Origin of the sequence: Nocardiopsis sp. NRRL B-16309 (genome assembly GCF_001279585.1) — a bacterium.
Lineage (GTDB): Bacteria > Actinomycetota > Actinomycetes > Streptosporangiales > Streptosporangiaceae > Nocardiopsis.
This window is the reverse complement of sequence record NZ_LGEC01000080.1, coordinates 62,768-88,132: the sequence shown is the minus strand read 5'-3', so window position 1 is coordinate 88,132 and position 25,365 is coordinate 62,768. Positions and strand designations below refer to the sequence as shown.

Here is a 25,365-nt window from a genome sequence, read left to right as displayed (position 1 = left end):
TGGATTCAGCGCCACTTCCGCCGCGGTGGGCCACCCACCCCGCGGAGGTGGTGTCTGCACCACCTCCGCCTCCGGGCGTCCCCTGGTCGGGAACGCCGTCGTACCAGGTCAGCCGAGGTCGGGGGCGGTGGGGACCGCGCGCTTGTGCGCGGTGGCGCGGTAGCGGCCGACCAGGGTGGCCTCGACGTGCTCGGACACGGGCAGGCCCTCCAGGAAGTCGTCGATGCGGTCGTAGGTCAGACCGAGCGCCTCCTCGTCGGGCTTCTGCGGGGCCAGCGTCTCCAGGTCGGCCGTGGGCACCTTGCGCACCAGGTCCTCCGGGGCGCCGAGTTCGGCCGCCAGGGCGCGCACGCGGCGCTTCGTCAGGCCGGTGAGCGGCACGACGTCCACACCGCCGTCACCGTACTTGGTGAAGAAGCCGGTGACGGCCTCGGCCGCGTGGTCGGTGCCGACCACCAGTCCGCCCAGGCCGCCGGCGACCGCGTACTGGGCGATCATGCGCTGGCGGGCCTTGACGTTGCCGATGACGAAGTCCTCGGCGGCGGGACCGCCGTAGGCCATCCCCGACTCGGCGACGGAGGCCGCCATGGCGTCGGTGGCGGGCTTGACGTCCACGGTGAGGCAGCGGTCGGGGGCGGAGAACTCGACGGAGCGCGCGGCGTCCTCCTCGTCCTTCTGGACACCGTAGGGCAGGCGCATGGCGACGTACTCGGCTGTGTGCCCGGCCTCGGCCGCGCGGTCCACGGCCAGGCGGCACAGGCGCCCGGCGGTCAGGGAGTCCACACCGCCGCTGATGCCCAGGACCAGGGCCGCGGCGCCCGTCGTGGTCAGCCGCTCGGCGAGGAAGGCCACGCGGCGCTCGATCTCGGCGCGCGCGTCGAAGCCGGCGGCGACCCGCAGGTCGCGGATGATCTCGCGGCGGGCCGGGCTCAGGGTGGTCTCGGTCACTGTGCGTCCCCCGTGGGTGTGGTGCGTGTGCCCGCTGATTATCGCGCGCGTGGAGGGCGGCTCACTCCTCGGGGCGCAGCCGGCGGGCGAAGCGCTCGTAGTCGACGACGACCCCGTCGCCGTCGACGGACAGGCGGTACTCGCCGTGGTGGGGGTCGCGGTAGGTGTAGTGCTCCAGTCCGTCCTCAGGAGGATGGCGCGTGTAGCGCTGTCTGACCCGGCGGATCCGCAGGGACGGGATGTCGATCCAGGCGACGGCGATGTCGCGGTACTCCCCGGGTCTCAGGCCCAGGCGGCGGATGGGCAGGGTGTTGGTGAGCGGGGTGGCGGCGACGTCGGCGTCCAGGCAGCCGACGAGCTCGGGGACGGAGCGGCCCGCGGCGTCGGTCCAGTGCCCGTCCCGCGCGGTGAGCGCGACGGAGGCGAGCCCCGAGCGGGACACCACCTCCACTCGCACCTCGCGCGTCGTCCAGGCCAGGTCGGTGCGGACCGTGAAGCGGGTGAAGAAGCGCTCCTCGCCCTCGACCACGGTCTCGCCCCCCTCCAGGCGGAAGCCGCCGGGCTCGGGGATGAGGGCACCGAGCCCGAGCCCCTCGGGCACGTCGGTGCGAGTCCACGCGGCTGGGTGTTTCGTCAGTGACGACATGTCACCGTTCTACCGTTCCACCGCGCACGTGCGCCAGAGAGGGCTCCGGGCCCGCGCCGCGGCTGCGGCGCGGGCCCGGAGGGCCTGCGGTCGGGGCGTCGCGGCCGTCCTGGGACGGCCGTCCGGCGTGTGTCAGCCCGCGGAGACCCCGTCGGGCGCGGAGCCGGACCTGGCCGCGCGGACCTCGGCCTCGACCCGGTCGAAGTCGCTCTCCATCGCCCCGGTCACCTTGCCGAGGCCGTTGAAGACCAGGATCGCCACGAAGCTCAGGATCACGGCCGGGACCATCGCGTAGAGGCCGGTCCCGAAGTAGGACGTGTCCAGGATGTCCCAGATGATGGCGGTGCCGCCGCCGACGACCATGCCGGCGATGGCGCCGACCGCGGTCATCCGCTTCCAGAACATCGCCAGGACCAGGACCGGACCGAACCCGGCGCCGAACCCGGCCCAGGCGTAGCCCACCAGGTCCATGACGGACTGGTTGCCCCACAGGGCGATGCCGGCCGCGGCGATCGCGACGGCCAGCACGGTGCCGCGGCTGATCCACAGCAGGGTGCGCGGGTCGGCGTCGCGGTTCACGAAGGCCTTGTAGCCGTCCTCGGTGAGGGAGGAGGCGGCGACGAGCAGCTGGGAGTCGGCGGTGCTCATGACGGCGGCGAGGATGGCGGCCAGCAGGATTCCGGCGACGAGCGGGTGGGTGAGCGCCTCGATCAGCTGCGGGAAGACCTGCTCGGGGTTCTCCAGCGGGGTGTCGAAGTAGGCGATGCCGATGAAGCCGACCAGGACGGCCAGGGCCATGGCGGTGACGGCCCAGGCGACGCTGACCGTGCCGGCCACGCGGATGTCCTTGACCGAGCGGATGCCCATGAAGCGGGCGAGGATGTGCGGCTGGCCGAAGTAGCCGAGGCCCCAGGCCAGACCGGAGACGATGACGACCCAGCCGAGCGCGTCGGTGGCGATCCACTCCCCGAGCTCGGGGTCGAGTTCGGCGCCGCCGACGGCCGACATCAGGCCGTCGTGCTGCGCGCTGACGCTCTCGGAGACGCCGCCGAAGCCGCCCAGGGCGACGATCGCCATGACCGGGACGGCCAGCAGGGCCAGCCACATCATGGCGGCCTGGATGACGTCGGTGTAGGAGACGGCGAGGAAGCCGCCGAGCACGGTGTAGAGGACGACGATGCTCAGTCCGATCGCGATGGCGGGCGCCGGGGCCAGGCCGAAGACCTGGTCGAAGAGCGCGGCCATGGCGACGAGGCCGGAGGCGACGTAGAAGAAGTAGAAGACGATGATCAGGACGGCCGAGATGCCGCGCAGCAGGCGCGTCCGGTCGTTGAACCGGTTCTCCAGGAAGGAGGACAGGGTCAGTGAGTCGGAGTCTCCGCCCAGCCGGGAGTCGGTGACGCGCTCGGTGTAGACGCGCAGCCGGGGCGCGAGCAGGATCCAGCTGCCCGCGAAGCCGGCGGCCAGGCCGACCGCGATCCAGGCCTCACCGAGACCGGACACGTAGATGGCGCCGGGCAGGCCGAGCAGCAGCCAGCCGCTGAAGTCCGAGGCGTTGGCGCTCAGACCGGCGACCCACGGGTTGAGCTGTCGGCCGCCGAGGACGAAGTCCGACTGCGAGACGGTTCGCCTGTACACCCACAGACCGATGGCCACCATCACGGCGAGATACACGCCGAAGGTGGCGATCGAGCCGAGAACGGAGTTGTTCACGACGCCTTCTCCCTTCCTTGAGCGCGCGGCCGAGACCCTGACGCGCTGGTTGGTGAACGTAGGTGGCGATCATGTCCCGTTGTCAGCACCGTCACAATGCCCTGTTGGTGGAACAACACCGCTTCGAGACCCCGCTGAGTCTTTGACCAGGCACGATTGTCCGCCAGACCACGGCCGGGGCGCCCCGTTTGTCCGATCGGACAAACGATACTGGGGATCACCATGTCATCCGATGTATAGGTATGTCCGGGCCTCCGATGCGGTGGGCACAGTGTGTTTCCGACCCGTGCCACCGTGCGTTTCGGGCCCGTTCCGCGGCCGTTCCGGGACCGCGTCCGGGCCGCCGCGCCATCCGGCGGCGCGGCGCCCCGCCGCGACCGGACCGAGTCCGCGGGAACGCTGGGCAGAGGCTCCCGGGCGGGCTACCGTTACGGCATGGACGCACAGCCCGCCCCCTCCCGTTCCCGCACGATCGGCCCCTCGGGGATCTGTCCCCGCGGCGAGCACGACTGGCAGCCGCCGTCACCGGGCTCGGCCCGCCACATGTGCACCAAGTGCAACTCCATGATGATGCGGAACTATGAGCCGGACATTCCTGCGAAAACCGGCCACTAAAGCGAAACCTCTCTTCACAACGGCCTCACGAACAACATCGGCCGCATTCTGCATCACATTGACGACCCCGCTCCGGCCCCGCACCGCGGGACCTCCACACCGTTCTCCAGTCGATATCCACCGTCGGCGGACGCCTATCGACAGCGCCTTTGCGAGCACCTAGCCTTTGAATAGGGCGGAATGCGCCCAAGGCGAGTCATCGCCGTGACCGGCTCCGTCCACCGGCCGCGGGACCTCGACCGCTCCCACGCACCCCCGGGTCGAACACGCGGGACTGGATGGACGACATGACCACACACCGAGCATCCGCGCACGCCGCCGTGCTGGGCGGAGTCCCCCGCCTCGACTCCGGGTTCACCGGCCGGGAGTCCCTCCTCGAACAGATCCACGAGGGCCTCGGCTCCCACGCCGGGGCGCGCTTCCTCGTGGACGGCGGCAGCGGAGTGGGCAAGAGCCAGCTGGCCGCGGCCTACGTCCACCGCTACGCACACCACTACGACCTCGTCTGGTGGGTCACGGCCGTCTCGGACGTCGAGGCCCACCGGTCGTTCCTGCGCCTGGCCGAGCACATCGGCCTCCCCGTCTCCTTCGAGCACGTGCCCCGCACCGTCCAGACGGTGCGGCGCGCCCTCGCCGGCGATCCCGACCTCGGCCGGTGGCTTCTCGTCTTCGACGACGCCGCCGACGTCGAGGCGCTGGCCGCCGAGTACTTCCCCCTCGGCGGCCAGGGCAGCGTCCTCATCACCACCCGCTCCCGCCGCCGGATCCCCCGGGGCCTGGTCGGCGGCCGGGTGGTCCCCCGGCTCGACACCGCCGAGAGCCTGTCCCTGCTGCGCCGGGTGTGCCCGGACCGGCTGGACACGCCCGGCGCGGGCGAGCGCCTGGCCGAGCACCTCGAACACCTTCCGCTGGCCCTGGCCCAGGTCGGCGCCTTCCTGCGCGACTCACCCCTGGCCACCGAGGAGTTCCTCGACCGCTTCGCCGAACGGCACGCGGACCTGGTCAGCCGCATGGGCGCCGACGACGACCACACGGCCCCGCTCGCCGCCGCCTGGAGCATCCAGGTCGAGGAGCTGTGCAGCGCCGAACCCCGGGCCACCGGCCGGATCCGGCGCACGGCGCTGGAACTCGTCCGGATCAGCGCGTTCCTGGCCCCGGGTCCGCTGCCCCGGGCCCTGTTCTCCCGCGCCGACGGGCTGGGCGAGGGCCCCGACCAGCGGCGGCTGCTGGGCGACGACCGCCTTCTCGGGGAGGTCCTGGCCTATCTGGGCGACCACCACCTCATCCGCTACGACGAGGGCACCGGCACGTTCCACCTGCACGAGCTCTTCCAGGCGGTGACCCGCAACGCCCTGCCGCTGGCCGAGCGGCTGCGGTACTGGGAGCTGGCGCAGCTGATCCTCACCCGCAGCGACCCGGGCGGCCCCGCCGACCCGGCCCACCGCGACGACTACCTCGCGCTGTACGCCCACGTGAAGTCGGCCAAGGCCTGGTCCAGCCGGGATCCGCGGGTCCGCGACCTCGTGCTCAACGTGATCGACTTCCTCACCGAGGCGGGCAGCTACGACGACGCCGTCAAACTCGTCGACCAGGCCGTCAACGCCTGGCGCGACGACGAGAGCCGCGTCCTGCACGCACGGCTGCGGCGCAACCGGATCCGCAGGATCCACGGCGAGTACGAGACCGCCCTGACCGAGGCCCGGGAGCTGCACGAACGGCAGCTGCGCCGCTCCCCCGACGGCGAGGACCCGCTGGAGGCGCACCGCGCCGTCGCGCTCGCGCTGAGCGGGCTCGCCCGCTTCGACGAGGCCGAGCGGATCTTCCAGCACCTACTGGACCGCCGGCGCGCCCTGCACACCGAGTCGGACCCGCACACCCTGGACGCCGCGCACGACTACGGCAGGGTCCTACAGGAACAGGGCCGCTTCTCGGAGTCGCTCGCGGTCGACGAGCGCAACGCCGAGGCCCGCGGGCGCGTCCTGGGCGAGGACAGCGTGCCCACCCTGCGCACCGAGCTCTCCCTGGGGCTCAACCTGCTGTTCCTCGGACGCCTGGAGGAGGCGAGGGACCGCATCGGCGCGTGCATGCGCCGCTTCGCCGCGATCTCCGCCGACGACGGGCCGCACGCCCTGCACGGCCTGCTGTTCCTGTCGGTGATCCACCGCAGGCTAGGTGAGTACGAGGTGGCGCTGGACTACTCCTCGCGCGCGCTCGACCTCTACGGGCGCAGGCATCCCCCGACGGTGCGGCAGATGCTGTACTGCCGGGTCGTGCACATGGTGACGCTCTGCTACGCGGGTGAGCAGGAGCGGGCGCTGTCGGAGGCGGAGCAGCTGCTGCGCCCGCTGAACGAGCGGTATCCGCGGGAGCATCCCTTTCTGGCCACCAGCCGGGTCAGCACAGCGATCGTGCTCCGGGCCTCGCGGCGCCACTCGGAGGCGCTCCGGCTCGACCAGGAGGGCCTGGACCACCTGCGGAGCGTCTACGGGCCGGGCGCGCTGAGCACCCTGCCCGCGGCTCTCAACCTCGCCACCGACCTGTACGCGCTCGACCGGATCGAGGAGGCCCGCGAACTGGACGCGTCGGTCGAGCGCACCTGCCGGGACCGCCTGTTGGACGGACACCCCATCATGCTCACGGCACGCCGGAACCTTCTGGTGAGCCGGCGTGCCGCGGGTGCGGAGGTGGGACGGGAGTGGGAACGGCTGCGGGAGGACTACACCGCCCGGTTCGGACCCGGCCACCCGTCGGTCGTCTCCCTGTCCTCCTACGCCCGGGAGAACTGCGACGTGCTCTCCCTCGTGGCGCTCTGAGGGGTCAGGACGCGCTCTTGGAGACCGTCAGGAAGGTGGCCCATTCGAAGTTGTCGAACCGCAGACGCGCCGCCTCGGGATTCTGGGAGTCCCGGAACCAGGATTCCCCGGTGGTCAGATTGAGCACTTCACAACACGCGCCTGTTTCGTATGAGTAATGCGATTTACGCCACCGACCGAAGAATGCCGACGATTCTTCCGCGCGCGTTCCACTCATCTTGCTCGTCCTGACCGTGATCGATATCGGACATCGTCAATGCAGCGTTTCCGCAGCGCATGGATGGGAAAAACCGGGACAGACACATGGAAACCGCTGTTCAGGAGACTCGTCATCCACACGCGAGCGCGCGGTCACCCATACGCGCTCCAGCGGGAAACAACAGTGGAACGCTAGCGCAGGGACCACCCCGAAGCGAGGGCCGACCGAAGCACGACAATGGCGTTCTCCATATCGTTATCCAACGGTCGGCGACACCCTCCGCACGCGCACCGCGGGGAGGAGTTCGCCCTGCTCGTCCGAGGAAACATGGGTCCTTTGACATATCGAATCCAGGCCGGCCCCCACCGGAGTCCGTGGCCGCCCGGTGGGGGCCGGGGGTGAGTCCGGGCCCGTGAGACGCTGGTGGTCCGGGCGGCGGGACGGCGGAGGGATCCCCATGGCAGACGTCGACGCGGTGGTGGTCGGCAGCGGACCGAACGGGCTCGCGGCGGCGGTCACCCTCGCCCGTGCGGGGCTGGCCGTCGAACTCCACGAACGGCACGACGCGATCGGCGGGGGCCTGCGCACGGTGCCGCTCTTCGACTCCGACGTCGTCCACGACCTCTGCGCGGCGGTCCACCCGATGGCCGCGTCGTCCCGGTTCTTCCGCGAGTTCGACCTCGCCGCCCGGGGTGTGGAACTCCTGCGGCCCGCCGCTCCGTACGCCCACCCGCTCCCCGGCGGCGGCGCGGCGCTGGCGCGGGCGGACCTGGAGGAGACCTGTGCCGGACTGGGCGCGGACGGGGACCGGTGGCGCCGCCTCATGGGCCCGCTCGTGGCGCACAGCCGCGGTGTGGTCGACCTGGTCATGTCCGGACAGCGCTCCTTCCCCTCCGATCCGGCGGCGGCGCTCCTGCTGGCCGGACGCGTCCTCGCCCACGGGGTCGGCCGCGGCCCCTTCACCACCGAGGCGGCCAGGGCCCTGTTCGCGGGGGTCGCCGCGCACGTGGTCGGCCCGCTGCCCTCGTTTCCCGGCGCCGCCGTGGCCGCCCTGCTGGGCCACCTCGCCCACACGGGCACCGGATGGCCGCTGCCCCGCGGCGGCAGCGCCACCATCGCCGACGCCCTGGCCGCCGACTTCACCGCGCACGGCGGTGTCATCCGCACCGGCCACACCGTCGAGGACCTGCGCGACCTCCCGCGCGCCCGCTCGGTGCTGCTCGACGTCGCGCCCAAGGGCCTCCTGCGCCTGGCGCGCGGCCGGCTCCCCAGGGCCTACCGGCGGGCGCTGGCCCGCTACCGGTACGCGCCCGGGGCGGCCAAGGCGGACTTCCTCGTCAGCGAGCCCATCCCCTGGGCCGCTCCGGAGGTGGGCGAGGCGGGCACGGTCCACCTGGGCGGTACGGCGGAGCGGATCGCCGCCGCCGAGACCGCGACGGCCCGCGGCCGCCGGGTCGCCGAGCCGTTCGTCCTGCTGGTGGATCCGGCCGTGGCCGATCCCGGCCGCGCCCGGAACGGCCGTCGGCCGGTGTGGGCCTACGCCCACGTGCCCAACGGCGACACCCGCGACCCGGTGGACCTGGTCCGCCGCCGGATCGAGGCCTTCGCCCCCGGCTTCTCCGACACCGTCGTCGCCGCGCGGGGCGTCTCGGCCGCGCGGATGGAGGAGTACAACCCCAACTACGTGGGCGGCGACATCTCCGCCGGGGCCATGTCCCTGCACCAGGCGGTCCTGCGCCCCGCGCCCCGGTGGGACCCGTACCGCACGCCCCTGCCGGGCGTCTACCTGTGCTCGGCCTCCACCCCGCCCGGCCCCGGGGTGCACGGGATGTCGGGGTATCTGGCCGCGCTGTCCGCGCTGCGCCGCGACCACGGGGTGCGGACGTCCCCGAGCTTGGCCCCCTGACCTCTCGGGACAGCACGGCCCCCGGAACGCGGGAGGCGGGACGGTGGGCCCGGGGTGACCGGTGGGCGCGGAGTGACCGGTGAGCCCGGAGTGACCGGCGTGACCGGTGAGCCCGGCGTGATCGGCGCGTGAGCCCGGCGTGGTCCGTGCGAGCGGAGCGACCGGCGCCCCGCGATCCCGGGGGGACCCGCGGTGCCCTCAGGATGCGCCGAAGCCCTCCACCGGCACGCCCATCTCGGCCAGTGCCTGGTCGGCGAAGGTGGCCGGAACGGAGTCCACGGCACCGATCCGGATCAGCGCGGCCACCCCCAGATAGCTGCCGTACCCGGCGACCACCCGTGCCCGGGCCTCCTCCTCGGACTGGCCGAGCTGCCGCAGGGCGTCCTTCATGACCCCCATCCGCCGGTCCGTCACCCGCCGGGCGACGTCGGCGACCGCCGGGTCGTCGGCACCGCTGATCAGCCAGAAGGAGACGGCGGCGTCCGTGGGCTCCCCCAGCGCGACCTCCAGAAGGGTGCGCAGGCGCCGCGTGGGATCGGCGATCCGCTCCAGTTCGGCGATGACCGCCTCGGTGTCGGACTCCCACAGCCGCAGCGCGGCCTCCACGAGGGCCCGCCGGTTGGCGAAGTGCCAGTAGAAGCTCCCCTTGGACACACCCAGCCGGGCGGCGACCGCCTCGACGGCGACCGCGCGCAGCCCGCCCTCGGCCAGCGCCCCCAGAGCGGCGCGCGCCCAGTCATCCGCGTTGAGTCGACCCATGTCCCCATTCTTCCATACGGTGGCGTATGGTTCTTCCATACGCGACCGTATGGAGGCGGACCGATGATCCACAACGTGCACGAGCGCACCGTCCCTGGCAGCCCCGAGCAGGTCTGGGCCCTGCTCGCCCGGCTCGGCAGCGACGACGACCCGGTGTGGCCGAAGGCGAGCGGCATCGCCTTCCGACTCCCCGAGGGCCTGCGGCCGGGCGCTCCGGTGCTGCACGGCCCCATGCGGTACACGGTCAACGAGGTCGAACCCGGGCGGCGCCTGTCCTTCAACGCGCCCGCGAGCCGCAGGTCACCGCTCCACCGGGCCACGCACGGCTTCGATCTCACTCCCGCCGGCGACGGCACCCGCGTCCGGCACTCGTTCACGGGCGGGGGCCTGCGCCTCCGACTGATGTGGGCGCTCTTCCTCGGCCGCAAGCACGACACCGTGCTCGAGGAGATCCTCGACCGGCTCACCCGTCTGACCGCGCGACCCTGACAACACGGCCCCTCCCGCGCGGCACCGCCGCGCGGCCCCGGCCCGCCCTCCCCACCGGTCCGCGGACGGCCACGGCGGCGCCGTCCGCGGACCGGGCCCGGGGCGCGAACGCCGAGTGGCCCCGGCCGCACGCCCGGCCGGGGCCACTCGACGAGGGGGGCACCCGGTCCCGCCGGGAAGTCCCCCGACGCGGCGCTCCCGCTCTCCGCCGAAGAGCGGGGGCCGCGTCAGTTCAGGTCAGTCCCAGTCCAGGCCGCCGCCGGTCTGGTACTCGATGACCCGGGTCTCGAAGAAGTTCTTCTCCTTCTGCAGGTCCATCATCTCGCTCATCCACGGGAAGGGGTTCTCGGTCTCCCCGAAGATCGGCGCCAGTCCGATCTGCTCCGCGCGCCGGTCGGTGATGAAGTGCATGTACCTCTCGCACAGCTCGGAGTTGAGCCCGAGCACGCCGCGCGGCATGGTCTCGCGCCCGTAGGCCACCTCCAGCTCACAGGCCTCGGTCAGCATCGTGCGGACCTCGGCCTGGAACTCGGCGCTCCACAGGTGCGGGTTCTCGATCTTGATCTGGTTGATCACGTCGATGCCGAAGTTCAGGTGGATCGACTCGTCGCGCAGGATGTACTGGTACTGCTCGGCGATGCCGACCATCTTGTTGCGCCGGCCCAGCGACAGGATCTGCGCGAAGCCCGTGTAGAACCACATGCCCTCGAAGATGACGTAGAACGCCACAAGGTCGCGCAGGAACGCCTGGTCGGCCTCGGGCGTACCGGTGCGGAACTCCGGGTCCTCCAGGTTCTGGGTGTACTTGAGCGCCCAGGCGTCCTTGGCGGTGATCGAGGGCACCTCGCGGTACATGTTGAAGAGCTCGCCCTCGTCCAGGCCGAGGCTCTCGCAGATGTACTGGAAGGTGTGGGTGTGCACCGCCTCCTCGAAGGCCTGGCGCAGCAGGTACTGGCGGCACTCGGGGTTGGTCAGCTGGCGGTACACGGCCAGGACGATGTTGTTGGCCACCAACGACTCCGCGGTGGCGAAGAACCCGAGGTTGCGCTTGAGCATGAGGCGCTCGTCCTCGGTCAGCCCGTCCTTGGACTTCCACAGGGCGATGTCGGCCTGCATGGCGACCTCGGTGGGCATCCAGTGGTTGTTGCAGCCCGCGAGGTACTTGTCCCACGCCCAGGTGTACTTCAGCGGCAGCAGCTGGTTGACGTCGGCGCGGGCGTTGATCATCGCCTTGTCGTCGACGTTGACGCGCTCGGCGTCGCGCTGGATCTCGCCGAGGCCGCTCGTGGCGGCGGCGCTGTTCTCGGAGACGGTGGTCATGATGGTGCTTCCGTTCACCGGCCGCGGGGCCGGACGTGTCGTGTCTGGGGAGCGGGGGCCGACCCGGCCGGGGCCGCCGGCGCCGTACGCCGGCGGCCGCGCGGCCCGGACCCGGGGTCCCCGGGACGGCGCCCGGGGACCCCCGCGGTCACTGACAGGCCTCGCACTCGGGGTCGTCGATGCCGCAGGCCGCGCCCGGGTTCTCGTCCACGATGGTGGCGGGGACGGGGGACGGCGCGGGCGACGGGGACGGCGCCGGGCCGGAGGAGACGGCGTTGAGGCGGCCGTCGGTGCCCTTGAGCGTGCTCTTCTCCACGTGCGTGGCGCTCTGCGAACGCAGGTAGTACGTGGTCTTGAGCCCGGACTTCCAGGCGCGCCGGTACAGGGCGTCCAGCTTGCGGCCGCTCGGCGCCGCCATGTACAGGTTCAGCGACTGGGCCTGGTCGATCCACTTCTGGCGGCGCGAGCCGGCGTCCACCAGCCACTCGGGGTCGATCTCGAACGCGGTCGCGTAGAGCGCCTTGAGGTCGGCGGGAACGCGGTCGATGGCGCCCAGGCTGCCGTCGTGCATCTTCAGGTCGGAGACCATCTGGTCGTCCCAGAGGCCGCGCTCCTTGAGGTCGCGCACCAGGTAGGGGTTGACGACCGTGAAGTCGCCGGACATGTTCGACTTCACGAACAGGTTCCGGTAGACGGGCTCGATCGACTGGCTGACGCCGGTGATGTTGGCGATGGTCGCGGTGGGCGCGATGGCCATCACGTTGGAGTTGCGCATGCCGGTCGAGCGGACGCGCTCACGCAGCGAGTCCCAGTCCAGGCTCTCGCCGCGGTCCATGTCCAGGAGGCCGCCGCGCGCCTCGGCCAGCAGGCGCAGCGAGTCGATCGGCAGGATGCCCCGGCTCCACAGCGAGCCGTCGAAGGACTCGTAGGAGCCGCGCTCGGCGGCCAGCTCCGACGAGGCCTCGATGGCGTAGTAGCTGATCAGCTCCATGCTCTCGTCGGCGAACGTGACCGCGCCGTCCGAGCCGAAGGGCGTGCGCAGCTTGAACAGTGCGTCCTGGAAGCCCATCAGGCCCAGGCCCACCGGACGGTGGCGCAGGTTCGCGCGGCGCGCCTCGGGGATCGTGTAGAAGTTCACGTCGATCACGTTGTCGAGCATGCGCACGGCGGTGCGCACGGTCCGGCGCAGCCGCTCGGCGTCCAGGCCCTGCGGCCCCACGTGCTGGGCGAGGTTGACCGAGCCCAGGTTGCAGACGGCGACCTCGTCGGCGCTGGTGTTCAGCGTGATCTCGGTGCACAGGTTCGAGGAGTGGACCACGCCCACGTGCTGCTGGGGCGAGCGCAGGTTGGAGGGGTCCTTGAAGGTGATCCACGGGTGGCCGGTCTCGAACAGCATGGTGAGCATGCGGCGCCACAGCTCGACGGCCGGCAGGGTCTTGGACACCTTGATCCGGCCCGCGGCGGCCTCGGCCTCGTAGCGGGTGTAGGCCTCGGCGAAGTCCGCGCCGTACTTGTCGTGCAGGTCGGGGACCTCGTTCGGCGAGAACAGGGTCCAGTCGCCGCCCTCCTCGACCCGCTGCATGAACAGGTCGGGGACCCAGTTCGCGGTGTTCATGTCGTGGGTGCGGCGGCGCTCGTCACCGGTGTTCTTGCGGAGGTCGAGGAACTCCTCGATGTCGATGTGCCAGGTCTCCAGGTAGGCGCACACCGCGCCCTTGCGGCGGCCTCCCTGATTGACCGCCACCGCGGTGTCGTTGGCGATCTTCAGGAACGGGACCACGCCCTGGCTCTTGCCGTTGGTGCCGCGGATGTGCGCCCCGAGGCCGCGGACCGGGGTCCAGTCGTTGCCGAGGCCGCCCGAGTACTTGGACAGCATCGCGTTGTTGCTGATGCCGTGGAAGATGTCCTGCAGGTCGTCGCCGACGGTGGTGAGGAAGCACGACGACAGCTGGGCGCGTACCGTGCCCGCGTTGAACAGGGTGGGCGTGGAGGCCATGAAGTCGAACGAGGAGAGCAGCTCGTAGAACTCGATCGCGCGGGCCTCGCGGTCGTCCTCGTTGAGCGCCAGGCCCATCGCCACGCGCATGAAGAACGCCTGCGGCAGCTCGTAGCGGACGTCGTCGCTGTGCAGGAAGTACCGGTCGTAGAGGGTCTGGATGCCCAGGAAGGTGAACTGCTCGTCGCGCTCGGGCCGCAGGGCCCTGCCCAGGCGGTCCAGGTCGAACCGGGCCAGCGCGGGGTCGAGCTGTCCGAGGTCGATGCCGCGGCCGACGTAGGCGGCCAGGTAGGCCGAGTAGCGGTCGGCCATCTCGGACTGGCCCGCGGCGTCGGGGGCGCCGCTGATGAAGGTGAGGGCCTCGCGGCGGAGCTTGTCCAGCAGCAGGCGCGCGGCCACGTAGGAGTAGTCGGGGTCGACCTCCACGAAGCTGCGGGCGGCCATGACCAGCGCCAGCTCGACCTCGGCGTCGGAGATACCGGGGAAGAAGCCGCGGCGGGCCTCCGTGAGGACCTTGTCCGCCGAAACACCCGACAACCGAGCGCAGGCCTCGGTCACAACGTGCTCGATCCGGTCGATGGCGGCGGGGGGCTCGCCGTCGGTGGCCGTCTCGGGCCGGACGGATGCGGGCACGGCCTCGACGTCAAGGGTCATACAGCGGCTCCAACCTCGGTAGAAGAGTCCCGGCGGGGAGGGGACACGAGTCAGCAAGGCGCACGGCACACCGGCGGGACCGACGCACTGGATGCGAACGGTCGGCGAACCGGCGGGTCGGCGCGGCTCGCCCTCGAAGCCCCGTCGTCGGCGCACGTCCGACGTGCGCACCGGTGGCAGGTCTTCGGACTCGTGGGCGGCCTACCGACCGTCGCTTCCCGGGCACTCTCAGGGGTTCCCAGTGCGTGTGACGGCCTTCGTTCCCACTTACCGCTGCGGGGCAGCCCCGGATTCGCACCGGGTTCCCTCTCGCCTCACCCCGTGGGGTGAACCACCAGCGGGAGCGATACTACATCTAGGGGATGTCGCCTCGGAACACCGCAAGATGATGGCGTGTCGCCGATTTCTCGGGTTCCACCCGCCGGAGGAGGAGCACACCGGAGGCGTGGTATGGCGCGCTTCGGACCCCAGGCACAGCGGGGGTTCGGACACGTCGGGGGACGGCGTGCGGAGGCGGCCGCACTCAGACTAGGCCCCTGTGGCGGCGATGGCGATGAGGGCGCGTCGTGAAGTTTCCGACGATCGCGGCGCGGCCGGCCCGACCGCCCGGCGCGGCACGGCGGAGCACCGCGGGGCGACCGCGGGGAACGTGGGGGCCCGGTCGCTCAGTCGGAATCGGCCCAGTCGTCCAGATCGTCCTCGTCCAGGCCGAGATCGGTGCGGATACGGAACCGGATGCGCAGCAGCTCCATCAGCAGATCGTGCACGTAGGGGGTCACCTCGGCGCCGACGTGCCGACGGGCGCCCGCGGTCGCCCACCGCTCCGCGCCTTCGAGGTCGTCGTGGGCGTAGAGCGCCTCGGCGATGTGGATGTGGGTGGACAGGCCGTGCGGCCCCTCCGTCTCCAGGCGTTTGAGCTGGGCCTGCGCGCGTTCCACCTCGTCCAGGTGCAGGAGCGCGCCGGCCCGCAGCGCGCGGGCGTCGATCACCGTGGAGCCGCCGTCGTCGATCGCCCGCTGGTAGGCGGCGCAGGCGCGCTCGAACTCCTGCGCGATCTCCCACTGCTCGCCCGCCCGGACGAAGAGCTCCGCACGGCCGATCTCACTGCCGGCGTCGACCCGGTTGGCCAGGTCCAGGAGCTGGGCGGCGACACCTCCGTGTTCGCCGGACCTGACGGCATGGAACTCCAGACGATCGAGCTCCGCCGTCGTCACGTGCGTCAACCGCATCGCCGCCATCCCCTACTCGCACTCCCACGCGCCGCTCAGGGCCTGGCGCGCTCCAGTGCCTGCCAGAACCCCTGGCGCAGTCCGTCCCGGACCTCGTCGCGCAACAGGTGGTCGATCGGTAGCGAGGACCCCTGGAGCAGACGCGCCTCCAGATCGGAGGGCATCCGGGGCCTACGCGCGAGAACGGCCTCCACCCACAGGGCGGGCGCCTCGCGGGCGATCGACTCCGCGAAGTCGTTCCCTTCTTTGTGCGCGACATGCACCGCTTCGTCAACGGTATGCGCGCCAGGGCCGCTCTGCTGGGGATATCCAGGACTTGAACGCGGTTCCTGATAACCGTCGGTACCGAACCGAACGGTGTCGTGGTCGGGACCAGTAGGCTGCCGCACCCCGTAGCCGGGTGCCGGCCCGCCGCGGCGCGCGGCGTCAGTTTCCGTACTGGTCCCATAGGTAGGGTTTGTGTCGCGCCCACCTCCGAAACCGGGGTCGTCGCCCGGTCCGAACCGCTGCTCCGGCGGTGGCGCGCTTCTCTGCGGTGGCGCGTGTCCCGCCTGGGGGTCGGCGGCGAACGAGGGTTGTGGCCCCGTTCCCGACGCGAACGACTGTTGCGGCCCGGTCCCGCTCGCGAAGGACTGTTGCGGTCCCGTCCCGCCCGCGAAGGAGCGCTGCGGTCCCGTCCCCTGCGTGTACGGGCGCTGGGAGCCGGTCATGTGCCCGTTGCCCATCTGCTGCCCGCTGCCCGCGGGAGCCTGTCTGCCCGGCAGCGTGTAGCCCTCCGGGCGGCCCAGGCCGCCGTGGGAGCCCGTCATCGGGTAGCTCCCCTGGCCGTTGGCGGCGGCGGGGGACCCGCCGCCGGACGCTCCCTGGTAGGAACCGCCGCCCATCGCGGGCTGTCCGCCGGACGGGAACCCGTTGGCGTCGATCGGGCCGGAGGGCTGGGAGTCGGCGCCGCGCCCGGCGAGGTGGTCGCCGCCGCCGCGCTGCTGCGCGAGGGATCTGCGCATGGCGCGCAGCTGGTCCATCGCGCTGCCCTGGGGCGCGGGCTGCCCGCCGGTTCCGGCGAACATCGCCTCCAGGCCCCCGCTGGAGGTGGTGGCCGGCTCGACCCGGCTCGCGCCGGGCTGGGCGGCCACGGGCTGGCGGGGCGTCTCGGGCGCCGAGCGGGCGCGGCCGTTGGCGAACGGCGTGGTGGTCTTGGAGGCGTTCTCCTGGGAGGCCTCGCTGCCGGTGAGCAGGTTGACGTGCGGGCGCAGGTGTCCCGCGCCGATCTCGATGAGGTCGTCGCACTCGCGGCGCAGCTGGCGGGAGATCGTCCAGTTGCCCTCGACGGAGATGTGCACGACGGTGACGCGCACACCGAGGTCCTGGACGTCCGCGACGACCGACGCCATGTCCTCGTCCCCGCTGACCAGGACCGCGTCGCACAGGACGCCGGTGCGGGCCAGGGTGGTGAGGTCCCGCTGGACGTAGCTCTCCACGCCCTCGCGGCGTCCGGGTCTGATCCGCGCGGCGCGGAACTTGATGCCGGGGATGTCGGCGATGCCGTCCTGCTCCGGGGTGCGGCGGTCGTCGGCGACGGCCTCGTACCAGTAGCAGCGCAGCAGCGGCAGGCCCGTGCGGTCGCGCGCGACCTCGTTGAGGAACTGGACGAGTCCGGAGTAGTCCCAGGAGACGGAGTCCCGGTTGCGGGTTCCGTGTACGGCCATCGCTCCGTCAGCGAGAAGGTACCCCGCGTCGACGAACAACGCGCAGCGGTCCACGTGACACCGCCCCCTTCCCTTTCGGCTCTGGGCCATATCCATGGCCGGGGCACAGCCTAGCCAAATCTGTCTCGTTTTGTGCGCCACCTGCACATACTCAGAGTCGTTGTTCGACTACGCATGGTCGGTTTCCCGCGTTCTCCCCGGTGGGCGGCGCCCACGGAGGGTGACGGCGGAGGCACCTGCGGATCGGTTCTCACGTGCGCATGGGCGCCGTCACGACCGCGACTCCGACCAGGACGGCGTCGCCGTCCGAGACCACGCGCAGCTCCGACTCCCGCCCGAGCACCGGCCCGGCCCGGAGCACGTCGGTCCCGAAGGCCATGGGGTCGCCGACCGCGCCGCGCGCCGACCCGACGAAGGCGTTGTCGCCGGTCGCGTACGGGCCGCGCGGGACAAGCACCCGCCCGTCCAGGGTCATGCGGTCCCCGTCGAGCTCGTCGTCGCCCTCCCAGGCGACCACGTCGACCACGGCCGGAACCGACGCCGGCAGCAGGCCCGACACCGGGAAGCCGATCCCGGCCGGGTCCTGGAAGACCGCGCCGGTCTCGTCCAGGACCATGGCCTGGTTGTAGGAGCCGACCTCCGGATCCTCCATGACCACCACGAGGCTCCACCCGGCGTAGACCGCACGGCCCTCCCGCGCGGGGACGTCGGCCACCCACCACTCACCGCCGCCCTGGGCCCGCACGAGGTCCGTGACGTCGGCGAAGGCCTGGTAGGCGGGGTAGCCGGGCAGCTCGGCGACACGGGTGTCGGCGGCGGCGACCTCGGTGTAGGACGCCATGCCGGGGCCCTTGATCCGGGCCGTGGCCGCGTCGGGCGCGCCCCCGCCGGAGAAGTACAGCCCCGCCCAGCGCACCGAGCCGCCCTCGGGCAGCCGCCACACGGCCGAACTGGACGACGCGGTCGTGGGGTCCCAGTCGCGGTCCAGCGCGGCCATCCGCCAGTGGTCGTTGTCGCGGCGGTCGCCCTCCCGGGCCCGTGCCCGGGCGCAGGGCCCGTCCGTGCCGCCCTCCTCGGTCCCGGAGGTGGGAACGGGGGACGGGGCGTGGTCGGGGTGGTCGGTACCGGGCTCCTCGGGCTCCCCGGCTCCGTCACTCTCGGGAGCGGAGGGCGCGTCGGGCGCCAGGGGCACCGCGGGCACATCGTTGTCCGATTCGTGATCCGGCGCCTGCGGTGTCACATCCGCATCGGGGGAATCGCTCTCCTCAGACGTCGCAGGCGTCTCCTCCTGCCCCACGCCGGGTGAGCCACCGGGGTCCGCGGGTGGCCGCCGCAGATCGCCGCCGTCGATGGGGGCGGCGGAGGCGTCAGGGGCATCAGGTGCGGCGTCCGGCGCACCGGCGTCCTCGGCGCCGCCGAGCCCGGGCACCTCCGGGGGCCCCTGCGGACCGGCCTCCGGAGCGTCGGGGCTTTCCCACCAGGGCCAGGGCCAGTGCGGGGACTCCGGTTCGACACAGGTCATCAGGGCGTTGCCGACGGTCTCGGTCCGGACCCGGCCGGCCGTCGCGTAGCGCGCCGCCACACCCTGCTCGCTCACTCCCCGCTCCCCCGTCACCGAGGCGGTCACGTCCCCGGAGGAGACGGTCACCCGGGCGGGGACGCCGAGGTCGGCGTCGGGGGCCACGCGCACGTCGAAGAACTGGGTGCCGTCCTCACCCGCCGCCATGCCCGTGTGCACGCAGCGGCCTCCCTCGGCCTCGGCGGCACAGCTCCAGTCACCGCTCCCCACGATCGCGGGCACCGCCGCCCCGGCTCCGCCGTCGGCGATCATCGAGACCCCCGGAGGGAGGCTGATGAGGGCGATGACGTCCTCGACCGTGGCGGCGCCGATGTTGCGCACGTCCAGGACCATGATCCCGTCCTCGCCGGGGATCAGCGCGCCCACCGGGTCGATCCCCGCCGCGAACAGGGGGGCGGGCGCCTCCTCCAGCGGCAGCTCCTCCTCGGGGATGTCGGCGGGGGGCAGGACCGCGCTGAGGACGGACGGCGGATCGGCGGCCTCGGGCGGGTCGGCGGCCGGAGGCGCACCGGGCTGCGGGGCCGCGGGTGCGCCCGCCGGGGCCCCGGGCGGGTCGGCGGGGGCGCCGGGCGGCGGATCGTCCTGCGGAGCGGCCTGTCCGGGCGGCGCCGCGACCGGATCGGGCTCCTCCCGCAGCGGCTCCGGGCCGCCGACCAGGGCGAGCGCGATCGCGACGGCCATCCCGGCGGCGGCCGCGCTCCCGGCCGTCACCTGCTGCTGGCGCCGGGACATGCGCCTCCACACCGCCCCGGTGGCCGCTCCGCCGGGGGTGGTCGCCAGGTAGCCCGCGGCGGCGGCGCCGACGAAGATCGGCAGAACGATCCCGCGCAGCCCGACGTTGACGTCCATCAGTTCCGCGTACACCTCGCGGCAGTCCGCGCAGCCGTCCATGTGGCTGTCGACCTTGGCGGTGTCGCGCTTGGACAGGCCGCCGCGGACGTAGGCGCCGAGCAGGTTGAGCGCGGGGCGGCACGCCTCGGGCGCGACCCCGCCCGCCAGGTGCATCTGGAGGTAGGCCTGCCGCAGCCCCTCCCTGGCGCGGTAGGCCAGGGCGGCGACACCGTTGGCGTTCATCCCCAGGATGGGCGCGGCCTCGGCCGGTTTGATGCCCTCGATCTCGGTGTGCCAGAGCACGGACTGCCAGCGCTCGGGGAGGGAGAGGAAGGCGCGCGCGATCAGGGAGCGTTCGAGCCCTTCGAGGGCGGGGTCCACGAACGGCTCGCCGGAGTCGTAGCTCTCCATGTCGTCCGTGACGACCTGGCGCTTGTCCCCCCGGCCGCGGTCGTAGGCGGCGTTGCGCACCGCGGTGAGCAGGTAGGGGCGGAAGGAGTCCGTGGGACCGGAACCGCGCTGGATGACGCTCAGGACGCGCGTGAACGCCTCGGCGACCGCGTCCTCGACCTCCGCGTCGCCGCGGAGCAGCTGCCGGGCGAGGCCGCGCGAGGCGGCCGCGTGTCGCTCGTAGAGCGTGGCGTAGGCACCGGTGTCACCGCCGCGGACCCGCTTGATGATCTCAGCGTCACCAAGGAGCACCTCTGTGTGATTACCGTCGGCGTCGGTCACCAGCGCCCTCTCTCGTCGATCCCGCCACAAGCCAGAAGGAACGCTGGTCGGGGGTCAGAAAACTCGTGCTCGAAAAAATATCCCGCATCCGCGTCATGGTCGCCACCGATCTCCGTATTTAGGTCGAAGGCGAGAGGCGGCGGCCCACCGCGGGGGCGCGGGCCCCACCTCTCGCCCTGGAAGATCCACCGACCGGAGGCGGAGCCATGGGCGAGACGGAAGTGAGTGCCGGGTGCGGCCGTACGGCCCGCGCCCGCGAGCTGCGCGCCGCGTGGGGGCGACGCAGCCAGGAGGCCGGGTGGGATCCGCCCGGCGACTGGTGGACGCCCTCCGTCGACACGGTGTGCGAGGCCCACACGTCGGGGACCGACCTGGTCGATCCCTGCACCCGCCTGGGCGAGGCGCGTGGGCGTTCCGGGATCGGCATCGGCCACAGCCTGGGCGACCTGGCCGCCTTCACCGGGGTCGCCGGATGGGAGCACCCGCCGTTCGACCTCCTCCGGGCCGTGGCCGAGGGGTGGGCCGACGCCGGGCGCGCCCAGGACGACTGCCAGGATCCGCTGACCGGTCTGGGTACCCGCGCCTACCTGCGCACACGCGTCGGTGAACTCTACAGGTCCCCGGAGGGCACGGCTCCCCCGGCGCTGGGCCACCAGCTCGTCGTGCTGGCGCTGGACCCGTCGATCGACCCGTGGCGCCGTGCGGCGCGGCTCATCGTGCTCGGCTACGAGCTGCGGCGGTACTTCAGCCGCGGGGAGTCGGTGTGCGTGGTCGACCGGGGACGGATCGCGGTGGTCGCGGCGCGCTCGGAACAGGTGGACCGGGAGCTGGAGGTCCTGCGGCGCGGGCCGGGGTGGGAGCACGGCGTCGCCGTGTGGTCCCTGCCCCTGCCGCCCACGCACCGGGAGGCCCTGACGCTTCTCGACGGCCTGGGGAGGCGGCGGCGATGACCATGTGACGCCGTCCGGCGCCGCGCGGTCCCACCATGAGGGGGGAGGGACCCGGCGTCGGGCGGTCGCGCCGACCGCTGTGTGACTCTGAGGGGAAGCACACGGCCGGTCGGCGCCCCGGACGAGGACCGCGGGGCCCTCTGGCCCCCATGAGAGGGCGGCCCCGCGCACCCGTTCGGAAGGGGAGTGCCGCTGAGCGGCACGCCCGGAGGCGCGTCCGCATGGGGAGGCGGGCGCGCCTCCCATCAGGTCACCCGATCACGGGCTCACCCCAGGTTCAGACGTCCCCCCGTCACGGCGAACAGCGCCCGGCCCCACGGAGAGGCGGGCACGGGGGCGAGCGCGACGATCCGTTCCTCGTATCCACCCGCCACCGGGACGTGCACGCGTTCCGCGGGCCGCTCGACGCGCGCGGATCCCCCCGGAGCCGGTGGAACGGCCTGCGCGCGGGCCGCGGACGCCCTCCGGTCGGCGGCGCGGACGACGAACGTGTCGGTCTCCTCCGCGTCGGGGTTCCGGGAGTCCCCCACCCCGGGCACGGCGACCACCGTGGGTGTGCGGCGGTTCAGCGGCCGTACGGTCGGCGGTGTGCGGGGCGCGGTGTCCGAGCCGGTCCCGAACCACGCCCGCGCGGGACGGACGAACGTCTCCGTGGGCTCGGCGTCGACCGTGTCCCGGGGCGCCTCGGCGGCGGGCGGGCTCGGCTCCGAAGCGGTGTCGGCCGGTTCAGCCGCCACGGCGGGCACCGGCTCCGCGGCGGGAGGCGGCGGCACCGAGGTCGCGGGCTCCGCTGTCGCAGCCGAAGCGCTCGGCCCCACAGCACCGGCAGGCTCGTCGGAGACAGGGACATCCGGTTCCGTCACCGGAGGCGATGGCACCGCGGGCGCGGGCTCCGGTGCCACAGCAGGAGCGCTCGACTCGACGGACTCGACCGCCTCCTCCGGGACAGGAACACCAGGTTCCGACACGAGTGTCGCGGATTCCAGTGCCGCCGAGGGAGCCTCCGGCCCAGACGACTCGATCCTCTCCTCAGGCGCGTCCGGTTCCGCCGGGGGAGGCGGCGGCTCGGCTCTGGGCGGTTCCGGGGGCACGACAGAGGCACTCGGCCGGGTCTCGGGCTCTGCCCGCCCGACCGTCTCCCGCACCGGCCACACGGACCAGTCCGGCGTGCCCTCGGACTCGGGAGCCCGCGACGGCGCGGCCGTCGCGGGAGCGGTGGACCGGGGCCTCGGTTCGACGGGGGGCTCGGGGTCCGTCCGCGGCGGCGCGGGCATCGGAGCACCGGAGAGGAAGGCCTCCGCCACCGAGTCGCTGGCCACCGTGTTCGGGGTCGGCCCACCCTGGGACGCCTGCGGCCCGGAGACCCGGGGATCGGATTCTGCGGGCGCGTACGGATGGTCCTGTCCGGGCTGAACGCGGGGACCCCGTGCTCCCGTGTGTCCCGGCGCGTGGCCCCCCGGCGGAACGGACCCGCCAGGAGGAAGCCGCGGACCCGACGGCCCTTGCGTGCTCCGGGGCGGCTGCGGAGCGGGCACGCCGTGGGACGCCTGCGGCCCGGATGCCCATCCGGGCACCGGCCCGGCCTGGGGCGTCGGCGCCGGGTATCCACCCGCCCCGCCAGGCGGAACCTGCGGACCCGACGGAACATAGGGCACCTGCGGACCCGAGGGAGCCTGGGGCCCTTGCGGACCCGACGGCGCCTGCGGACCCGACGGCCCTCCGGACACAGGCGCCTCTCCCCGCGCCCAGCCGCCCCGCGCATCATGCGACCCCTGCGGACCCGACGGCGTCTGCGGGCCGGGGGCGCCCGGAGCGGGCTGCGGGCCTGGCGGCGCGTACGGCGACGGGGTGGACGGCCGGGTCGGTCGACCGGAGCCTCCCTGCGGAGGCCCGGGAACCCGGCCCGGCGGGGAGTTCTGGGGGCCGGTGGGTTCGCCCGGGGCGGGCCGCCGGACCGCGTACGGGAACTGGATGTCGTCGGGCAGCACCGGCGTCTGCTCGTCCGGGGGCTCGTCGTGCGGATCGTGCTGGTTCATGGCGCGCTTCCCTGTCGCACGGTCGGGCGATCACCGTCGACCGCCCTGTTCAAGGCTTCGGCCGCCACGCGCAGGACCGTTCTGTGCGTGGCCTCGGAGATCCGGCGGGGGGACACGGCGGCTCCCTGCGCCAGATGGCGGTCGTGCGGCCAGATCACCGTCTCGGCGCCGGATTCGGCCACGATGCGGGCCGTACGCGCGGCGTCGAACCCGGGGTCCTCGCGGTGTTCGTGGTCGTAGACGACGACCACGGTCCGCCCGAGTTCGGCCGCCCGCCCGTCCCGGACGAACCGGTCGAGCTCACGGCCCACCCGGGCGGCGGCGTCCCGGGTCGCCCTGACCACCCGGACGCGAGCGTGCGCGCCCGCGCCCACCGCGTCCACGAAGCCGCCACCCGATCCCGCCACCAGCGTCACCCCGAAGAACCGGGACAGCGGCAGCAGCCCGGCCACGTAGACGCCCGCGTCGCCCGGATCGGCCGGAACCGTCCACAGCCGCTCGCCGACCTCGCCCAACGAGGACCGGGCCGACTCGAACGACGTCGTGTCGACCCCGCCGCCGAGGCCGCCCTCGCGCACGGTGCCCAATCTGGTGCACAGCGAGGGCAGGCCACCGGTCGCGTCCACCGCGAGCACGCGGTCGTGCCGGTAGTGCGCGAACACCCGGCCCAGGAGCGCGGTCACGACGGCGGTGTCCGCCCCCGTACCCAGGTCGTCGACCACGATCCGCCGCCCCGTCGCGGTGGACCGCTGCAACCGCGCCCCCACCTCGATCGCGTCGGCCACCTCGCCCACCGGCCGGAAGGGCCGTAGCACCGCCCGGCCCACACGGCGCGGCCAGCCGTCCCCCGACACCGTCCGGGGCACCGCGGTCTGCGTTGCGCTCATCGTCTCTCCCCGGTCAGAACGTCGCGAGCAGGCGCTCGTAGGTGCCGAAGGCTCCGATCGCCACCGGCACCATCACGACGACGGCGATCGCCTCCAGCCTGCTGGTCACTCCGCGCAGTCTGGCTCTGACGTGCTCGGGCTGCTCGACGGACAGGACCACGACCGGGATCGCGGCCACGGCGGCGGCGACACCCAGCGCGGGCCACACCCCCCAGGGCACCGCCCGCGTCAGGGACGCCAGGAAGCTCAGCAGCACCGTCAGACTCGCGGCCACCAGGACCGCCTTCTGCGCCACCAGGGGGAAGAGCCGGGCCCGGCTGGCGACCACGAGCGCCAGCACCACCAGCAGGGCGGCCGTCCAGGGCGTGAGGTCGGAGGCCATCCCCACGCCGGCGCAGGCCGCTCCCACGGCCACGGAGACCGTCGCGATGACCAGGCTGCGGTGTGCCCCCGCCACGGAGGTGAACACGTCGACGCGCGCGACGGCACCACCGGAGCTGCGCTCGTCGTCCAGCACCGCGAGACCCGAGAACATCAGCGCCAGCCGCAGCAGCACGCTCAACAGGACGACGCAGGTCACCGCGACGATCACGGCCACCTGGTCGGCGGGCAGTCCCAACGCGGCGCTCACCGACCACACCGCGGTCAGGGCCAGTCCCGCCCCTCCCCCGGTCAGACCGCCCCGGCCGAGGCCGGACGTCAGTCCCAGCAGCAGGACCAGCGTCGCCGCCAGCGCGGCCAGCCCGCCCCACCGGACCCACTCCGGCCAGGCGAGGAGGTCGCACGCCGACCACAGCGCCAGCCCGCCCATCGCGGTACCGCTGATCGTCAGCGCGGTCCCCAGCGGCTCGCGCCAGGTCGGTCCGACGGCCGCGCCGACCGCCACCAGCACGGCCGCGACCGCCGCCACAGCCAGCAGCCCCGTGGTGCCGGGCCACTGCGCCACGGCCACCCATCCGGCTCCCAGCGCCAGCGCGGCCAGCGAAGCCGTCGCCGTCCACCGGGCCGCCGCTGGCGACCAGCGCCCGCCGTGCTCGTCCAGGGCCCGGGACACGGCCTCGGGCACCTCGTGCACCACCGGCGCCGGGACCGGGTCATCGGCGCGTACCAGCCGCAGCACCGCCCCGTCGGGGACCTGCCGGTCGGCGAGCGTGACGTCCCCGTCGAGCACCGCCCCGGAGGCGGTGACCAGGTGGCGCAGACGAGCCGGGTTCTCCACCTGGTCGCCGAGAAGGTCGAGCACCTCGGGCATGAGGGCGCCGACGGGCTCGGACGCGGGCAGGACGGCGTCGACCCGGCGGTCCTCGCCGACGAGGGTCACCCGACTCCAAGCAGTCATCGCCTACTCCTGAATGTC

Annotated in this window: 17 protein-coding genes and 1 riboswitch; of the genes, 4 read left to right on the top strand and 13 right to left on the bottom strand. The window is 73.1% G+C overall.

The genetic code is table 11. The features are described from left to right. Window positions 1–108: 108 nt before the first annotated feature. From nadE to putP, 3 genes are all read right to left on the bottom strand, one after another. Window positions 109–948 carry an ammonia-dependent NAD(+) synthetase gene (gene nadE / locus ADL05_RS17055; RefSeq protein ID WP_053617964.1) on the bottom strand — a complete coding sequence of 280 codons (840 nt, stop codon included), beginning with the start codon at window positions 946–948 and terminating at the stop codon, window positions 109–111. Between the two features lie 61 nt (window positions 949–1,009). Continuing rightward, on the bottom strand, window positions 1,010–1,594 hold the full coding sequence (locus ADL05_RS17050) for a putative glycolipid-binding domain-containing protein (RefSeq protein ID WP_053617963.1): 585 nt from the start codon (window positions 1,592–1,594) through the stop codon (window positions 1,010–1,012). Between the two features lie 132 nt (window positions 1,595–1,726). After that, window positions 1,727–3,307, bottom strand: coding sequence for a sodium/proline symporter PutP (putP, locus tag ADL05_RS17045; RefSeq protein ID WP_053617962.1), 1,581 nt, complete (start codon window positions 3,305–3,307; stop codon window positions 1,727–1,729). A gap of 902 nt (window positions 3,308–4,209) precedes the next feature. Here putP and fxsT point away from each other — a divergent pair. Next, window positions 4,210–6,735: an FxSxx-COOH system tetratricopeptide repeat protein gene (gene fxsT / locus ADL05_RS17040; RefSeq protein ID WP_053618109.1), complete on the top strand. Its 2,526-nt coding sequence runs from the start codon at window positions 4,210–4,212 to the stop codon at window positions 6,733–6,735. 4 nt (window positions 6,736–6,739) lie between these two features. Here the strand turns inward: fxsT and ADL05_RS17035 are convergent, their stop codons facing one another. Further along, window positions 6,740–6,952, bottom strand: coding sequence for a DUF397 domain-containing protein (locus tag ADL05_RS17035; RefSeq protein ID WP_053617961.1), 213 nt, complete (start codon window positions 6,950–6,952; stop codon window positions 6,740–6,742). Between the two features lie 439 nt (window positions 6,953–7,391). Between ADL05_RS17035 and ADL05_RS17030 the strand changes: the two genes are divergently transcribed. Further along, the gene (locus ADL05_RS17030) at window positions 7,392–8,840 is read left to right on the top strand and encodes an NAD(P)/FAD-dependent oxidoreductase (protein WP_053617960.1); all 1,449 of its coding nucleotides are present in this window, start codon (window positions 7,392–7,394) and stop codon (window positions 8,838–8,840) included. Window positions 8,841–9,038: 198 nt separating this feature from the next. On the opposite strand, the gene ADL05_RS17025 is transcribed toward ADL05_RS17030, so the two are convergent. After that, entirely contained in the window at window positions 9,039–9,599 is a 561-nt protein-coding gene (locus ADL05_RS17025; RefSeq protein ID WP_053617959.1) for a TetR/AcrR family transcriptional regulator, read from the bottom strand. Between the two features lie 63 nt (window positions 9,600–9,662). Between ADL05_RS17025 and ADL05_RS17020 the strand changes: the two genes are divergently transcribed. Beyond that, window positions 9,663–10,088: an SRPBCC domain-containing protein gene (locus tag ADL05_RS17020; protein ID WP_053617958.1), complete on the top strand. Its 426-nt coding sequence runs from the start codon at window positions 9,663–9,665 to the stop codon at window positions 10,086–10,088. A 237-nt stretch (window positions 10,089–10,325) separates the two neighbouring features. Here ADL05_RS17020 and ADL05_RS17015 read toward each other — a convergent pair whose 3' ends face one another. From ADL05_RS17015 to ADL05_RS16995, 5 genes are all read right to left on the bottom strand, one after another. Next, window positions 10,326–11,408 (bottom strand): ribonucleotide-diphosphate reductase subunit beta, encoded by a 1,083-nt coding sequence (locus ADL05_RS17015; RefSeq protein WP_053617957.1) that lies wholly within the window; start codon window positions 11,406–11,408, stop codon window positions 10,326–10,328. Between the two features lie 148 nt (window positions 11,409–11,556). Continuing rightward, window positions 11,557–14,058 carry a ribonucleoside-diphosphate reductase subunit alpha gene (locus ADL05_RS17010; RefSeq protein WP_053617956.1) on the bottom strand — a complete coding sequence of 834 codons (2,502 nt, stop codon included), beginning with the start codon at window positions 14,056–14,058 and terminating at the stop codon, window positions 11,557–11,559. A 157-nt stretch (window positions 14,059–14,215) separates the two neighbouring features. Further along, window positions 14,216–14,409: riboswitch (cobalamin riboswitch) on the bottom strand. A gap of 314 nt (window positions 14,410–14,723) precedes the next feature. Next, window positions 14,724–15,296, bottom strand: a complete 573-nt coding sequence (locus ADL05_RS17005) for a hypothetical protein (RefSeq protein ID WP_053617955.1) — start codon at window positions 15,294–15,296, stop codon at window positions 14,724–14,726. Window positions 15,297–15,322: 26 nt separating this feature from the next. Beyond that, the gene (locus ADL05_RS17000; RefSeq protein ID WP_053617954.1) at window positions 15,323–17,047 is read right to left on the bottom strand and encodes an NYN domain-containing protein; all 1,725 of its coding nucleotides are present in this window, start codon (window positions 17,045–17,047) and stop codon (window positions 15,323–15,325) included. Window positions 17,048–17,243: 196 nt separating this feature from the next. Next, a complete protein-coding gene (locus tag ADL05_RS16995) occupies window positions 17,244–20,105 on the bottom strand; it encodes a sigma-70 family RNA polymerase sigma factor (RefSeq protein ID WP_231640782.1) in 2,862 nt (953 codons plus the stop codon). A 236-nt stretch (window positions 20,106–20,341) separates the two neighbouring features. Here ADL05_RS16995 and ADL05_RS16990 point away from each other — a divergent pair, with 236 nt between their 5' ends. Continuing rightward, window positions 20,342–21,085 carry a hypothetical protein gene (locus ADL05_RS16990; RefSeq protein ID WP_053617952.1) on the top strand — a complete coding sequence of 248 codons (744 nt, stop codon included), beginning with the start codon at window positions 20,342–20,344 and terminating at the stop codon, window positions 21,083–21,085. 266 nt (window positions 21,086–21,351) lie between these two features. Here ADL05_RS16990 and ADL05_RS16985 read toward each other — a convergent pair whose 3' ends face one another. The 3 genes from ADL05_RS16985 to ADL05_RS16970 all read right to left on the bottom strand — a co-directional run bounded on the left by ADL05_RS16985 (window position 21,352) and on the right by ADL05_RS16970 (window position 25,347). After that, the gene (locus tag ADL05_RS16985) at window positions 21,352–21,822 is read right to left on the bottom strand and encodes a hypothetical protein (protein ID WP_156365880.1); all 471 of its coding nucleotides are present in this window, start codon (window positions 21,820–21,822) and stop codon (window positions 21,352–21,354) included. Window positions 21,823–23,117: 1,295 nt separating this feature from the next. After that, complete coding sequence (locus tag ADL05_RS16975; RefSeq protein WP_053617949.1) at window positions 23,118–24,008, bottom strand: hypothetical protein; 891 nt, start codon at window positions 24,006–24,008, stop codon at window positions 23,118–23,120. Between the two features lie 13 nt (window positions 24,009–24,021). Further along, complete coding sequence (locus ADL05_RS16970) at window positions 24,022–25,347, bottom strand: EsaB/YukD family protein (RefSeq protein WP_053617948.1); 1,326 nt, start codon at window positions 25,345–25,347, stop codon at window positions 24,022–24,024. Between the last annotated feature and the right edge of the window lie 18 nt (window positions 25,348–25,365).

Excerpts from the sequence above, each read along its gene's own strand:
- ADL05_RS17010 (WP_053617956.1), bottom strand. The coding sequence starts at position 14,058 with ATGACCCTTGACGTCGAGGCCGTGCCCGCATCCGTCCGGCCCGAGACG.
- ADL05_RS17005 (WP_053617955.1), bottom strand. The coding sequence starts at position 15,296 with ATGGCGGCGATGCGGTTGACGCACGTGACGACGGCGGAGCTCGATCGT.
- ADL05_RS17030 (WP_053617960.1), top strand. The coding sequence starts at position 7,392 with ATGGCAGACGTCGACGCGGTGGTGGTCGGCAGCGGACCGAACGGGCTC.
- ADL05_RS17015 (WP_053617957.1), bottom strand. The coding sequence starts at position 11,408 with ATGACCACCGTCTCCGAGAACAGCGCCGCCGCCACGAGCGGCCTCGGC.
- ADL05_RS16975 (WP_053617949.1), bottom strand. The coding sequence starts at position 24,008 with ATGAGCGCAACGCAGACCGCGGTGCCCCGGACGGTGTCGGGGGACGGC.
- ADL05_RS16990 (WP_053617952.1), top strand. The coding sequence starts at position 20,342 with ATGGGCGAGACGGAAGTGAGTGCCGGGTGCGGCCGTACGGCCCGCGCC.
- ADL05_RS17035 (WP_053617961.1), bottom strand. The coding sequence starts at position 6,952 with ATGAGTGGAACGCGCGCGGAAGAATCGTCGGCATTCTTCGGTCGGTGG.
- ADL05_RS17025 (WP_053617959.1), bottom strand. The coding sequence starts at position 9,599 with ATGGGTCGACTCAACGCGGATGACTGGGCGCGCGCCGCTCTGGGGGCG.
- fxsT (WP_053618109.1), top strand. The coding sequence starts at position 4,210 with ATGACCACACACCGAGCATCCGCGCACGCCGCCGTGCTGGGCGGAGTC.
- ADL05_RS17020 (WP_053617958.1), top strand. The coding sequence starts at position 9,663 with ATGATCCACAACGTGCACGAGCGCACCGTCCCTGGCAGCCCCGAGCAG.
- ADL05_RS16970 (WP_053617948.1), bottom strand. The coding sequence starts at position 25,347 with ATGACTGCTTGGAGTCGGGTGACCCTCGTCGGCGAGGACCGCCGGGTC.
- ADL05_RS17050 (WP_053617963.1), bottom strand. The coding sequence starts at position 1,594 with ATGTCGTCACTGACGAAACACCCAGCCGCGTGGACTCGCACCGACGTG.